The following is a 12,813-nucleotide window of genomic DNA, read 5'->3' on the forward strand; positions in this document are numbered from 1 at the left end:
GTTTTACTGGTCTCCAGCACAGTGGTGTTTTTTTGCAAGGGCTTTTTGTTACGTTCCGCACGACAGGCGCGCATTGCTACGATAGGAACTGGGCGGCATAATGTAGCCCCTTTTTTCTGCCCCTACATGTGGAAGGTTCCCGTGACTCAGAAGCCCGACCAGTGTCTTGGTGAATGGATCGACCGTGAAGCACTCGCAGAAGCGATGATTCCGCTTATCGGTCAGCTCTACCGCAATAACAACGTGGTGAGCTCGATCTATGGCCGCAGCCTGATCAACCAGTCTGTCATCGCGATTCTCAAGGCTCACCGCTTTGCTCGCCACCGTTCCTCCGACGATAGCGAACTCTCCGTCCACGAAACATTCCCTCTGCTTAAAGCCATGAGCGAGCTCAAGCTCGGCGCGGCATCGGTAGACCTGGGCAAGTTGGCGTTCAAATTCCGTAACGAAGGCAATGGCCGCAGCGCCGAGCAGTTCGTTCGCGAAGAAATGGCTGATGTGGTTGGCCAGCAAAATGCTTCGGCCCGCAAAGGCACTGACGTAGTCCTGTACGGCTTCGGTCGTATCGGCCGTCTGCTGGCGCGCATCCTGATCGAGAAAACCGGTGGTGGCGACGGCCTGCGTCTGCGCGCCATCGTGGTGCGCAAGGGCGCCGAAAACGACCTGACCAAGCGCGCCAGCCTGCTGCGTCGCGACTCGGTGCACGGTTCGTTCAACGGCACCATCACCATCGACGAAGAAAACAACACCATCACCGCCAACGGTAACCTGATCCAGGTCATCTACGCGAAGAACCCGACCGAGGTGGACTACACCCAGTACGGCATCAAGGACGCTCTGCTGGTGGACAACACCGGTGTATGGCGTGACGCCGACGGTCTGGGCCAGCACCTGGCCTGCCCGGGTATCGATCGCGTTGTTCTGACCGCGCCAGGCAAAGGCAAGCTGAAGAACATCGTTCACGGTATCAACCACAACGAAATCACCGCTGACGACAAGATCGTGTCCGCCGCTTCCTGCACCACCAACGCCATCGTGCCGGTGCTGAAGGCTGTGAATGACAAGTTCGGCATCATCAACGGTCACGTCGAAACCGTTCACTCGTACACCAACGACCAGAACCTGATCGACAACTTCCACAAGGGCGATCGCCGTGGCCGTAGCGCCGCGCTGAACATGGTGATCACCGAGACCGGTGCTGCTACTGCTGCTGCCAAGGCCCTGCCTGAGCTGGCCGGCAAGCTGACCGGTAACGCGATCCGCGTTCCGACGCCAAACGTGTCGATGGCCATTCTCAACCTGAACCTCGAGAAAGCCGCCACCCGTGAAGAGATGAACGAGTACCTGCGCTACATGGCGCTGCACTCCGACCTGCACAAGCAGATCGACTTCGTCAACTCGCAGGAAGTGGTGTCCACCGACTTCGTGGGCTCGCGTCACGCCGGTGTGGTCGACGCTGAAGCGACCATTGTCCAGGACAACCGCGTTGTTCTGTACGTCTGGTACGACAACGAGTTCGGTTACAGCTGTCAGGTAGTGCGCGTGATGGAAGACATGGCCGGGGTCAACCCGCCAGCGTTCCCACGCTAAGCGACTGCTGAAATGAAAACGCCCCGACTTGTCGGGGCGTTTTTGTTTGTGGCTTGCGCCGGCAAGCCAGGTCGGCGCAACCGTAGGAGCTGGCTTGCCAGCGAAGCGTCTGTCTCAGGCGCCGCGCGCTGTTGCCGCTTGCGCGGTACGCAGTTCGTGGCGATTGCCGCGGAACAGCACCAGGGTGGCGATCAGCCCCAGCACCGCCGCGCCACTGAGCCAGATGCCGGGAGCCGCCTGATTGCCCAGGACGTGGATCAGGTAGGTGCAGGCTGCCGGGGTAAAGCCGCCGAAGGTCGCGGTGGCCAGGCTGTAGGCCAGGGAGAAACCCGTGGTGCGCACTTCCACCGGCATGATTTCAGTCAGGGCCACCACCATCGCGCCGTTATACGAGCCATAGAGGAAAGACAGCCACAGCTCGACGATCAGCAGGTGGCTGAAGCTGGGGTTGGCCACCAGCCAGGATAGTGCCGGATAAGCAGTGAAGATGGCCAGGATGGTCGCCCCCAGCAGCAGCGGCTTGCGGCCGATCTTGTCCGACAGCGACCCCATGACCGGCAGCCAGAAGAAGTTCGACAGGCCGATGCACACGGTCACCAACAGGGCGTCGAAGTCCGACAGGTGCAGCTCGGCCTTGCCGAAGGTCGGAGTGTAGGCGGTGATCAGGTAGAAGGACACGGTGGTCATTACCACCAGCGCCATGCCAGCGATGACGATGCCGAAGTTCTGGCCGATGGAACGGATGATTTCCTGCAAGGTAGGTCGATGTTTGCGGGCCTGGAACTCCGGTGTTTCCTCCAGGGAGCGGCGGATCATGAAGATTGCCGGAACAATCATGCAGCCCACCAGGAACGGCACGCGCCAGCCCCAGTCACCCATTTGCTCGGGGCTCAGCCAATGGTTCAGGCCAACGCCCAGCAAGCCGGCGAAGACCACCGCGGCCTGTTGGCTGGCCGACTGCCAGCTGACGAAAAAGCCCTTGCGGCCCGGGGTCGAGATCTCGGCCAGGTAGACCGACACACCGCCCAGCTCGACGCCGGCGGAAAAGCCCTGCAGCAGGCGACCCAGCAATACCAGTAGGGGCGCGGCGACGCCGAGGGTGGCGTAGCCTGGCACACAGGCAATCAGCACGGTGCCCGCGGCCATCAGTGCCAGGGTGATGATCAGGCCCTGACGGCGGCCGTGACGGTCAATGTAGGCACCGAGGAAGATCGCTCCCAGGGGACGCATCAGGAAGCCGGCGCCAAAAGTGGCCAGGGACAGCATCAGTGAAGCGAAGGCGCTGTCGGCAGGAAAGAAGGTCTTGGCGATTGCCGTGGCGTAGAAGCCATAGACCATGAAGTCGAACATCTCGAGAAAGTTGCCGCTGACAACGCGAAAGATCGCCTTGCCTTTGCCCGTGGTCGTGGACATTTTTTTCACTCACTTTGGCTGTCTTGTTAGCAATCCCTGGTCGTTATGCGTCCCTTACTGCAAAGTCGGGGCTCGAGGCTGCACGCTGAACAGTTTTGTAACGATATGTGTATGAAAGCCATCCGGCAACAAAAACTCTTGGGGTGGCAGGGCGGCTCTAGATCAAGGTTCTGCCCGTAGCCAAGGAGGTGGGACGCCGGGCAGGCGGCCTCCGTCTGTCGCATAATTGCCATTTGCACTGTCAGCTGGCCCAGTAGGGCGGTTGATCGGGAGGAACACCTTGTCGGGTAAGCAACGATCGCGATGGAGCGCTTTGTACGCCGCGCTGGTGCTGTTGGCCGGTTGTGGCGGCGAGCGCCTGGAAAGCCTCTCCGGGCCGACCATGGGCAGCACCTGGTCGGTGCAGTATGTGCGTCACGCCCAGGGGCCGGCGCCGTCCCTGGTACAGGCTGAGGTCGAGGGAATTCTGGCGGAGGTCGACGGGCAGATGTCCACCTATCGCAGCGATTCGGACATCGAGCGTTTCAACGCCTTGCCCGCCGATAGCTGCCAGCCGATGCCGGAGCCCGTGTTGCAGTTGGTGCGAGTGGGTGAGCAGTTGTCCCGGGACAGCGATGGCGCCTTCGACCTGACGGTGGAACCGCTGCTGGATCTCTGGGGTTTTGGCCCTCAGGGGCGCGAGGAAAAGGTTCCCGGCGCGTCAGCCCTGGCTGAAGTGCGGCGGCGGGTAGGGCACGCTCACCTGCGTATCGAAGGGCAGGAGCTGTGCAAGGATGCGCCGGTGGAGGTGGATTTCAACAGCATCGCCGCCGGCTATGCGGTGGACCGCATCGCTGCCCGGCTCACGCAACTGGGGATCGACAGCTTCCTTGCCGAAGCCACCGGTGAGCTCAAAGCCGTGGGTCGCAAGCCCGACGGCTCACCATGGCGGATAGCCCTGGAAGAGCCGCGTGACGACCAGCAGGTAGCCCAGCGGGTGATCGCCCTGGATGGTTTTGGCGTTTCCACTTCCGGCGACTACCGTAATTACTTCGAGCAGGACGGCCAGCGGTACTCCCATACCTTCGATGCCCGGCTCGGCCAACCCATCGCCCACCCGTTGGCCTCGGTAACGGTGATTCATCCTTCGGCGTTGATGGCCGATGGCCTGTCGACACTGTTGCTGATACTTGGCCCGGAGGCGGGCTGGGACTACGCGGAAAAACACGGCATCGCCGGATTTTTTGTGATGCGCAGCGCTTCAGGTTTCGTCACACGCAGCAACCCGGCTTTCGATGCGCTGCTGGCCGGGCAAAAACAATAACCTGGTGCGCTGTTGCGCAGCCTGTAGTGCAGGCAAAAGTAGCCTACGACGCGACCAAGGGTTAATGTGCGCGGCGTTGACGCTTCTATAGACTGTGCCCGGGTTCGTAACCGAGCCAAATTGATCCTTCATGCCGCTGGCCGCGGCATGATTTAGCCGGAGACGCCAGAAGGGTGTCTCGGCCTGTTCTGAGGAGTACGCATGGCTGTCTACAACTACGACGTAGTGGTGCTGGGCTCAGGCCCCGCTGGAGAAGGTGCGGCGATGAACGCCGCGAAAGCAGGGCGCAAAGTGGCGATGGTCGATAGCCGTCGCCAGGTCGGCGGCAACTGCACCCACCTGGGTACCATCCCGTCCAAGGCCCTGCGTCACTCGGTCCGGCAGATCATGCAGTTCAACACCAACCCGATGTTCCGGGCCATTGGCGAGCCGCGCTGGTTCTCCTTCCCGGACGTGCTCAAGAGCGCCGAGAAGGTCATCTCCAAGCAAGTGGCCTCGCGTACCGGCTACTACGCCCGCAACCGGGTCGATGTGTTCTTCGGCACTGGCAGCTTCGCCGACGAGCAGACCGTGGAAGTGGTCTGCGCCAACGGCGTGGTGGAAAAGCTGGTAGCCAAGCACATCATCATCGCCACCGGTTCGCGCCCCTATCGCCCCGCGGATATCGATTTCAGCCACCCGCGTATCTACGATAGCGACACCATCCTCAGCCTCGGCCACACCCCGCGCAAACTCATCGTCTACGGCGCCGGGGTCATCGGTTGCGAATACGCCTCGATCTTCAGTGGCCTGGGGGTTCTGGTGGAGCTGGTGGACAACCGCGGCCAGTTGCTGAGCTTCCTGGATTCTGAAATCTCCCAGGCCCTGAGCTACCACTTCAGCAACAACAACATCACCGTGCGCCACAACGAGGAATACGACCGCGTTGAAGGTGTGGACAACGGCGTGATCCTGCACCTCAAGTCCGGCAAGAAGATCAAGGCCGACGCCTTGCTCTGGTGCAACGGCCGTACCGGCAATACCGACAAGCTGGGCATGGAGAACATCGGGGTCAAGGTCAACAGCCGCGGCCAGATCGAAGTCGACGAGAACTACCGCACCTGCGTGCCGAACATCTACGGGGCCGGTGACGTGATCGGCTGGCCGAGCCTGGCCAGTGCCGCCCACGACCAGGGTCGTTCCGCGGCCGGCAGTATTGTCGACAACGGTAGTTGGCGCTTCGTCAACGACGTGCCGACCGGGATCTACACCATTCCCGAGATCAGCTCCATCGGCAAGAACGAGCAGGAACTGACCCAGGCCAAGGTGCCTTACGAGGTGGGCAAGGCGTTCTTCAAGGGCATGGCCCGTGCGCAGATCGCCGGCGAGCCTCAAGGCATGCTGAAGATCCTGTTCCACCGGGAAACCCTGGAAGTCCTCGGCGTCCATTGCTTCGGCTACCAGGCTTCGGAGATCGTGCACATCGGCCAGGCGATCATGAGCCAGCCGGGCGAGCTCAACACTCTGAAGTACTTCGTCAACACCACCTTCAACTACCCGACCATGGCCGAAGCCTATCGGGTAGCGGCATACGATGGCCTCAACCGGCTTTTTTGAGCGGCTCCGGCCGGTGGCCTGAGCCGGCCGGGGAGACCGATTTCAGCGATTCTCGAGGGTGGCGCTGGCCAAACCGGGAAAGTCTGTAATCAGGCTATCTACGCCGAAGTCGGCGAGCCTGCGCATCAGCGCAGGCTCGTTGACCGTCCATACCGACACATGCAAACCCTGACGCTGCGCCCGTTGCAGACGCTCTGGGGTGCACAGCGTCCAGTTCAACGCCAGAATCTCGCAGCCATAGCTCTGGGCGACCTTCAATGGGTCGAGCCAGGCGTATTCGGCGACCAGTCCGCGGGACAGGTCCGGGGTCAGCTCCACGGCGGCCTTCAATACTTCCCGAGAACTTGAGGTCACGGTGACCTTGTCCAACAGGCCGAAACGCTGGGCCATTTCGCGAATCGCCAGCACCGTGGTGGCGGCGCGGGTGCGCGAGGCGCTCTTGACCTCCAGCTGCCAGTGCTCGAAGTCGCATTTCTCGAACAGCTCTTCCAGGCGCGGAATGGGGCAGGGGTTGACCCAGCCCGGGCCGCCCTTGCGCGCGTCGTAGGTCACCAGCTCGGCGGCGCAATGCTCCACCACTTTGCCGCGCCGGTCTGTGGTGCGCTTGAGGGTCGGGTCGTGGATCACCATCAACTCGCCGTCCATGGACAGGTGCAAGTCGAGCTCGCAACGGCGCACGCCGTGCTTGAGGCACTCCTGAAAGCTGGTCAGGGTATTTTCCGGTGCTTCGCCTTTAGCGCCGCGATGGCCATAGATCAGGGTCACAATTGCTCCTTCACGGATGTTGTTCCTTAAGAGAGGGTCGGGCGTACTGCTCAGCCGGCGGCGGGGTCGCTCTGTTCCCGGGCCTGGCGGCGTTGCTGGGCCTGTTTCTGCAGGATATAGCGCGCCAGCAGCTGGCGTTGGGCATCGGTCAATGCTTCGAACTCGGTGCCGATCTCGAAGGTGCCAAAGCTCTGGGGCTCGCAGTGGGTGACCTTGGCCCGCAGCAGCAGGCCCAGGGCCTGCGGCATCAGCAACAGCTTCACCGCCAGATGGCTGCCGGTTGGGTAGCACTGGTGATGGCTGAATTCGATGCCGCCCTCGGACAGAATGACCCGCTGCGGCTCGCCGAACTTGCCGAACACCGTTTGCGCCACCACCTGGCTGAGCAGGTCGATGCGTTTGTTCATGGCCTTGAGGTAGCTGGCCAGGGTGCGATCGCGCTCGCTGACCTGGCGCAGCAGATGCTGGGATTCGAATTCGCTCAGGTGCAGTTCACTGAGCAGATTGAACAGTGGGGACTCATCCTGCAACACTTCCTTGCTCGCCGCGTCGAGGGCGGACAAGGGGCTAATTTCCAGTGCGATCGTGTCCTCGATACGGTAGTATTCGCGGCGATCTTCTTCATCTAATGTCGACATGGCGAACCCATGGTAGAGGCAGTGGTCTGAGTGTAAAGCTGCTTACCAGGCCCCGCCACAAGGACGTCTTCTTTTCCTCTGCACAAGCCCCGACATGTTCAGACCTCTGTTTGCTTTTATCGGCACGCGTTACACCCGTGCAAAGCGTCGCAATCATTTTGTGTCATTCATTTCCCTGACTTCGATGATCGGACTCGCCCTTGGCGTGATCGTGATGATCGTGGTGCTGTCGGTGATGAACGGCTTCGATCATGAGATGCGCACCCGCGTGCTGGGCATGGTGCCCCACGCCACCATCGAATCCGGCGAACCCATCAGCGACTGGCAAAGCCTGGCCGACAAGGTCAAGCAGAACCCCAAAGTGCTGGCGGTGGCACCGTTCACCCAGATGCAGGGCCTGTTGACCAACAACGGCCAGGTGCAGAAGGTGCTGCTCAATGCCATCGACCCTGAGCAGGAGCGGCAGGTGTCGATCATCGACCACTTCATGCAGCAGGGGCAGTTGGACGCGCTGGCGCCCGGTAGCTTCGGCATTGTCATTGGTGACAAGGCGGCAACCAAGCTGGGTGTCGGCTTGGGAGACAAGCTGACCTTCGTCGCCCCGGAAGTCACGGTGACCCCGGCCGGGATGTTCCCACGGATGAAGCGTTTTACCGTGGTGGGCATCTTCCATGTCGGCGCCGGCGAGATCGACGGCTACCTGGGCCTGACCAACCTCCAGGACCTGGGCCGCCTGCACCGCTGGAAGGCGGATCAGGTACAAGGCCTGCGGCTGAAGTTCGACGACCTGTTCCAGGCCCCGCGCACCGCCTGGGAAATCGCCCAGCAGTTGGGTGAGAACCACTATTACGCCCGCGACTGGACCCGTACCCACGGCAACCTGTACCAGGCCATCCGCATGGAAAAAGCCATGATCGGCCTGTTGCTGCTGCTGATCGTCGCGGTGGCCGCGTTCAACATCATCTCGACCCTGGTGATGGTGGTGAACGACAAGAAGGGCGATATCGCCATTCTCCGCACCCTGGGAGCGACGCCGGGAACCATCATGGCGATCTTCATGGTCCAGGGCACGGTGATCGGCGTGGTCGGCACCCTGATCGGTGCTGTGCTGGGGATGCTGGCGGCGCTGAACGTGAGTGCCGCGATTTCTGCCCTTGAAGGCCTGATCGGCCACAAATTCCTAAATGCCGACGTGTATTTCATCGACTACCTGCCGTCGCAACTGATGGCCGAGGATGTGTTGATGGTCTGCGGCGCGGCATTGGTCCTGAGTTTCCTCGCCACCCTGTATCCAGCCTGGCGTGCGGCGCGCACCCAGCCTGCGGAGGCGCTACGTTATGAGTGAGTTGGGCATGAGTGAAAAAGCAATCCTGAGCTGCCGTGACCTGGGCAAGTCCTATGAGGAAGGCCCGGAATCGGTGGTGGTCCTGTCTGGCCTGCAACTGGAGCTGCACCCGGGTGAGCGAGTGGCCATCGTCGGCACTTCCGGCTCGGGCAAGAGTACCTTGCTCAACCTGCTGGGCGGCCTGGATACGCCATCCAAGGGCAGCGTCTGGCTGGCGGGCGAGGAGCTTTCGGCCCTGGGCGAGAAGGCCCGCGGCCAGTTGCGCAACCGCGCCCTGGGCTTCGTCTACCAGTTCCACCACCTGCTGCCGGAGTTCACCGCGCTGGAGAACGTCTGCATGCCGCTGCTGATTGGCCGCACGCCGATCCCGGAAGCCCGTCAGCGTGCCACCGCGCTGCTGGAGCGGGTCGGGCTCGGCCATCGGCTGGAGCACAAACCGGCCGAGCTGTCCGGTGGTGAGCGCCAGCGGGTGGCCATTGCCCGGGCGCTGGTGAACAAGCCAGGGCTGGTGATGCTCGATGAGCCCACCGGCAACCTCGATTCGCACACGGCCCAGGGAATTCAGGACCTGATGCTGGAGCTCAGTACCTCGATGCGCACCGCCTTCCTGGTGGTGACTCACGACATGAACCTGGCTCGACAGATGGACCGCGTACTGCACCTGCAAGAAGGTCACCTGGTCGCCATCTGATGCGCCCGCACACGGCGTCGGCGGCTGGGCTGTCGATGCCGGGTCATTAATCTTTCCAGGGTGCCTTGCCCATGTTCAGACCTTTATCGATCTTTATCGGCACGCGCTACACCCGCGCCAAGCGGCGCAATCGTTTTGTCTCGTTCATTTCCATGACCTCGATGATCGGCCTCGCCCTGGGCGTGTTGGCGATGATCGTGGTGCTGTCGGTGATGAACGGCTTCCAGCGGGAAATGAGCTCGCGCATCCTCGGCATGGTGCCCCACGCCACTATCGTTGGGGTCAAGCCCATCGATGACTGGCAGCCGGTGGCCGCGGCGGCCCTGAAGAATCCGGAAGTCACCGCCGCGGTGCCCTTTACCGAGATGGAGGGCATGCTCTCCTACAAGGGGGCGATGCAGCCGATCCAGATCAGCGGCATCGATCCGGCCCAGGAAGGCAAGGTGTCCATCGTTGCCCAGCATATTGTCCAGGGCAGCCTGCAAGACCTGAAACCTGGCGAGTTCGGCGTGGTGATCGGCGAGATCACGGCCCGGCGCTTTCGCCTGAACGTCGGCGACAAGCTGACCCTGATCGTGCCTGAAGTGAGCACTGCACCGGGGGGGATCACCCCGCGCATGCAACGGCTCAACGTGGTTGGGGTGTTCAAGGTGGGGGCCGAGCTGGATGGCTCCATGGGCCTGATTCATGTGGCCGATGCTGCAGAAATGCAGCACTGGCAGCCGAACCAGGTGCAGAGCGTGCGCCTGGCGGTCAAGGACCTGTATGCCGCGCCAAAGGTCTCGGCGGATATCGCCAAGGGCCTGGGGGCGGACTTCCGCGCCGATGACTGGACCCACACCCAGGGCAGCCTGTTCAGCGCGATGAAGATGGAAAAGACCATGATCGGCCTGTTGCTGCTGATGATCGTGGCGGTGGCGGCATTCAACATCATCGCCACCTTGATCATGGTGGTGAATGACAAGGGGGCGGACATCGCGATCCTGCGCACCATCGGCGCCACACCACGGCAGATCATGGCGATCTTCATGGTCCAGGGGACGGTGATCGGTATCGTCGGCACCTTGATCGGCGGGGTGCTGGGGGTAATCGCGGCACTGAACGTGAGTGAGCTGGTGGGCTGGCTGGAAAGAATCAGCGGCCAGCAGATCTTCAGCTCCGATGTGTATTTCGTCAGTAACCTGCCTTCTGAACTGCAGGGCGGCGACGTGGTGCTGATCTGTGGTGCCGGCTTCGTTCTGAGCTTCCTGGCGACCGTGTATCCGGCCTGGCGCGCGTCCAAGGTCGAGCCGGCCCACGCTTTGCGCTACTCCTGAGACCCGCTTTCGCCGGCCGCCGGCTCCTGTCCGATTGGTGCAGGAGCCGGCTGGCCGGCGAACAGTCCCTCAATCCTGCCTTGGCAACTCGATCACGAAACGGGTCCAGCCCGCCGCCGATTCGCATCGGATCTGCCCGCCGTGGGCACGAATGATCGACTGAGTGATCGCCAACCCCAATCCCGCATGTTCACTGCTGCCTTCGCGCCGTGCCGGGTCGGCCCGGTAGAAACGGTCGAACAGGCGCGGCAGTACATCCTTGGCGATCCCTTCGCCGGTATTCTCGATGCTCAGGCTCAGGTGCTCGGCACTTTCGTTGATGCGTACCTTGACCGCGCCCCCGGCCGGAGTGAAGCGCAGGGCATTGTCCAGCAGGTTGGACAACGCCCGGCGCAGCATGCTGCGGTCCCCGGCAAAGCCGGCCTGGCCTTCACGGGTCAGTTCGATCTGTGCGTCTTCGGCCAGGGGGCCATAGAACTCCAGCAGCATGTCGGTTTCCTGGGCCAGCTCCAGCGCTTCGCGCCTGGGTGTAAGCAAGCCGTGGTCGGCCTTGGCCAGGTACAGCATGTCGTTGACCAGTTGCGCCATCCATTGCAGCTCCTCCAGGTTGCTGTGCAGGGCTTCGCGATAGTCCTCCAGTGGCCGGGGGCGGGTCAGGGTGACCTGGGTGTGGGTCAGCAGGTTCGACAAAGGGGTGCGCAGTTCGTGAGCGATGTCGGCGGAAAATGCCGAGAGGCGCTGAAACGACTCTTCAAGACGGCCCAGCATGGCGTTGAAGCTGCTGGCCAGTTCCGCCAGCTCGGCGGGCATCTGTTCCTGGGGCAGGCGCTGGGTCAGGGAACTGGCGGATACCCCGGCGGCCACCGCGCCCATGCGCCGCAACGGGCGCAGGCCACTGCGGGCGGCCCAGGCGCCGAGCAGGGCAGTGGCCAGGGCCGAGAGGCCCACGGTGAGCCAGATCAGGTGTTGCATGCGCTGCAGAAAGTGCTGGTGATGGGTGATGTCGAGGATCAGGGTCAATTGCGGCGAGGCCGCCTGGCCGGGATTCAGCGCTGCTGTGTAGAGCCGGTAGGCGGTGCCGGCCTGCTCCAGGCTGCGCAAGCCGGCACCGCCAGGCAGAGAGGCGGGCAGGCCGGGGGCGCTGTCGAACCAGAGCTGGCCATTGGCGTCGCCGACTCGTAGCTGCAGGTCCGGCTGGTGGCTCAGTTCGTCCTGCAGCCTGGCCTGGCGCGGGGGGAAGTCCCCGGCCTCGTTGACATCCTGCAAGGCGCTGCGCAGGGCCAGCAGCTTGCCGTCCAGCAGTTGCTGATCCAGTTCGATGAAATGGGCTTCGCTGGCGCGGCTGAACAACACCCCCGCCAACAATGAGACCACTGCGGTGCAGGCGGCGAACAGCAGCGCCAGGCGCCCGCTCAGGGACAGGCGGCGCATCAGGCCTGGCGCTCTTCGAGCACGTAGCCCATGCCGCGTACGGTATGGATCAGTTTGTTCGGGAAATCGTCGTCGATCTTCAGGCGCAGGCGGCGGATGGCTACTTCGATGACGTTGGTATCGCTGTCGAAATTCATGTCCCAGACCTGGGAGGCAATCAGCGACTTGGGCAGGACTTCGCCCTGGCGCCGCAGAAGCATTTCCAGCAGGGCGAATTCCTTGGCGGTCAGGTCGATGCGCTGGCTGCCACGTTCTACCCGGCGGCGGATCAGGTCCAGGCGCAGGTCTGCCAGTTGCAGGCTGGTTTCCTGGGCCACGGCGCTGCCCCGGCGCAGCAGGCTGCGGACCCGGGCCAGCAGTTCGGAGAAGGCAAAAGGCTTGACCAGGTAGTCGTCGGCCCCCAGTTCCAGGCCGTGCACCCGGTCTTGCACGGCATCCCGGGCGGTGAGGAACAGTACCGGCATCTCCAGCCCGGCGCTGCGCACCGCCTGGAGGATCTGCCAGCCGTCGCGACCCGGCAGCATCACGTCGAGAATCAGCAGCGCGTAGTCGCCGGTCAGGGCCAGGTGCTGGCCGGTGCTGCCGTCGGCCACCAGTTCGGCGTTGAAGCCGGCCTCGCTCAGGCCCTGGCGCAGGTAGTGGCCGGTTTTGGGTTGGTCTTCGACGATCAGCAGTTTCATGGTGGGACTCGTGGCGGTTGGAACCCGGGCTTTATACCGTGCAGC

11 protein-coding genes are annotated in these 12,813 nt (G+C 62.7%); 6 read left to right on the forward strand and 5 right to left on the reverse strand.

What is annotated here, in order from left to right; all coding sequences use genetic code 11:
* Nucleotides 1–126: 126 nt before the first annotated feature.
* Nucleotides 127–1,590 carry a glyceraldehyde-3-phosphate dehydrogenase gene (locus ABCR88_RS10650; RefSeq protein WP_011060275.1) on the forward strand — a complete coding sequence of 488 codons (1,464 nt, stop codon included), beginning with the start codon at nucleotides 127–129 and terminating at the stop codon, nucleotides 1,588–1,590.
* 114 nt (nucleotides 1,591–1,704) lie between these two features.
* Here the strand turns inward: ABCR88_RS10650 and ABCR88_RS10655 are convergent, their stop codons facing one another.
* Nucleotides 1,705–3,003, reverse strand: coding sequence for an MFS transporter (locus ABCR88_RS10655; RefSeq protein ID WP_041116961.1), 1,299 nt, complete (start codon nucleotides 3,001–3,003; stop codon nucleotides 1,705–1,707).
* A 382-nt stretch (nucleotides 3,004–3,385) separates the two neighbouring features.
* On the opposite strand from ABCR88_RS10655, the gene ABCR88_RS10660 reads away from it, so the two are divergent.
* Nucleotides 3,386–4,306 carry an FAD:protein FMN transferase gene (locus ABCR88_RS10660; protein ID WP_350404894.1) on the forward strand — a complete coding sequence of 307 codons (921 nt, stop codon included), beginning with the start codon at nucleotides 3,386–3,388 and terminating at the stop codon, nucleotides 4,304–4,306.
* 201 nt (nucleotides 4,307–4,507) lie between these two features.
* Nucleotides 4,508–5,902, forward strand: a complete 1,395-nt coding sequence (gene sthA, locus ABCR88_RS10665) for a Si-specific NAD(P)(+) transhydrogenase (protein ID WP_011060278.1) — start codon at nucleotides 4,508–4,510, stop codon at nucleotides 5,900–5,902.
* 42 nt (nucleotides 5,903–5,944) lie between these two features.
* Here sthA and ABCR88_RS10670 read toward each other — a convergent pair whose 3' ends face one another.
* Both ABCR88_RS10670 and ABCR88_RS10675 read right to left on the reverse strand, forming a co-directional pair.
* On the reverse strand, nucleotides 5,945–6,667 hold the full coding sequence (locus ABCR88_RS10670; RefSeq protein ID WP_041116963.1) for a glycerophosphodiester phosphodiesterase family protein: 723 nt from the start codon (nucleotides 6,665–6,667) through the stop codon (nucleotides 5,945–5,947).
* A gap of 50 nt (nucleotides 6,668–6,717) precedes the next feature.
* Nucleotides 6,718–7,305 carry a PilZ domain-containing protein gene (locus ABCR88_RS10675; protein ID WP_011060280.1) on the reverse strand — a complete coding sequence of 196 codons (588 nt, stop codon included), beginning with the start codon at nucleotides 7,303–7,305 and terminating at the stop codon, nucleotides 6,718–6,720.
* 94 nt (nucleotides 7,306–7,399) lie between these two features.
* Between ABCR88_RS10675 and ABCR88_RS10680 the strand changes: the two genes are divergently transcribed.
* The 3 genes from ABCR88_RS10680 (at nucleotide 7,400) to ABCR88_RS10690 (ending at nucleotide 10,657) form a co-directional block, all read left to right on the forward strand.
* Nucleotides 7,400–8,650 (forward strand): lipoprotein-releasing ABC transporter permease subunit, encoded by a 1,251-nt coding sequence (locus tag ABCR88_RS10680; RefSeq protein WP_011060281.1) that lies wholly within the window; start codon nucleotides 7,400–7,402, stop codon nucleotides 8,648–8,650.
* A gap of 7 nt (nucleotides 8,651–8,657) precedes the next feature.
* Nucleotides 8,658–9,341, forward strand: a complete 684-nt coding sequence (gene lolD, locus ABCR88_RS10685; protein WP_015634822.1) for a lipoprotein-releasing ABC transporter ATP-binding protein LolD — start codon at nucleotides 8,658–8,660, stop codon at nucleotides 9,339–9,341.
* A gap of 71 nt (nucleotides 9,342–9,412) precedes the next feature.
* Nucleotides 9,413–10,657 carry a lipoprotein-releasing ABC transporter permease subunit gene (locus tag ABCR88_RS10690; RefSeq protein ID WP_011060283.1) on the forward strand — a complete coding sequence of 415 codons (1,245 nt, stop codon included), beginning with the start codon at nucleotides 9,413–9,415 and terminating at the stop codon, nucleotides 10,655–10,657.
* A 69-nt stretch (nucleotides 10,658–10,726) separates the two neighbouring features.
* Here the strand turns inward: ABCR88_RS10690 and ABCR88_RS10695 are convergent, their stop codons facing one another.
* Both ABCR88_RS10695 and ABCR88_RS10700 read right to left on the reverse strand, forming a co-directional pair.
* Nucleotides 10,727–12,088, reverse strand: a complete 1,362-nt coding sequence (locus ABCR88_RS10695) for a heavy metal sensor histidine kinase (RefSeq protein WP_337153569.1) — start codon at nucleotides 12,086–12,088, stop codon at nucleotides 10,727–10,729.
* Nucleotides 12,088–12,768, reverse strand: coding sequence for a heavy metal response regulator transcription factor (locus tag ABCR88_RS10700; RefSeq protein WP_041116967.1), 681 nt, complete (start codon nucleotides 12,766–12,768; stop codon nucleotides 12,088–12,090). Before ABCR88_RS10700 ends, ABCR88_RS10695 begins: the two co-directional genes overlap by 1 nt.
* Between the last annotated feature and the right edge of the window lie 45 nt (nucleotides 12,769–12,813).

This window comes from Pseudomonas sp. W17 (assembly GCF_040268305.1).
Classification (GTDB): Bacteria; Pseudomonadota; Gammaproteobacteria; order Pseudomonadales; family Pseudomonadaceae; genus Aquipseudomonas; species Aquipseudomonas protegens.